Annotated in this window: 1 protein-coding gene; it reads left to right on the top strand. The window is 55.9% G+C overall.

The window, feature by feature from the left end:
• Positions 1-592 (top strand): hypothetical protein (locus RCF13_RS20290; RefSeq protein ID WP_308141526.1); only part of this gene is annotated, 592 nt, incomplete at its 5' end.
• Positions 593-710 lie beyond the last annotated feature (118 nt).

Here is a 710-nt window from a genome sequence, read left to right as displayed (position 1 = left end):
GGCCTGCGCGCGATGCAGTGGCGAGTTCTGCAACGTGGGGAGGGATCGCTACGGTTGTGCGGAGCATTACCGGCGAAAGACATGCGGTAACGGCAAGACGGTCCAGCGAAGGGTGATGGATGCGACGGTCAGAGATATTTTTACCGAGACTGCCGCGTTGATCACTGACTACGCAGACGCATTGATGAATGACGAACAGATGAACATCGGTGAGCAGCACCGCCAGATGGAAAGAGATCGATTACAGCTCGAGAAGATAGATCGACGGCTCCAGCGCCTGATGTCCGCTATTGAGGATGGGCTCTATACCGCAACCTTGAAGGTGCGCTTTCAGCAACTCGAAGATCAGGCCGAGAGCTTACGGGCAAAATTACACGTCAGCGGTCGGATGCTGGCGCCATTACAGCGGGAACCTGGGTGGAAGTGGAATCAGCTGCAAGCTCTGATCACCAGATTAGAAACAAGCGACGCCGAATATGATGTCTTGCAGTTCAAGCAACTGATTGGAACCATTAACGTCATTCCCGGAACGGCTCGCAGCGCTTGCAGGTTTTCGCCGGCGTGGCAGCTGTTCAAGCCTACTGCCAAATAAGCGCGGCGGTACAGGTTCGAATCTCAGCTGGCGGAAAAGGGGCGAGGACGCGCTGCCGATGAATAATCCACCTCTGATGGCGACACATACCCGTCGTCGTAAGTGCCGGGGGGCACCT

It is taken from the genome of Stenotrophomonas maltophilia group sp. RNC7, assembly GCF_030910085.1.
Taxonomy (GTDB): Bacteria; Pseudomonadota; Gammaproteobacteria; order Xanthomonadales; family Xanthomonadaceae; genus Stenotrophomonas; species Stenotrophomonas sepilia.
The sequence above is the reverse complement of the archived record's forward strand: the minus strand, read 5'-3'. Positions and strand labels throughout refer to the sequence as shown.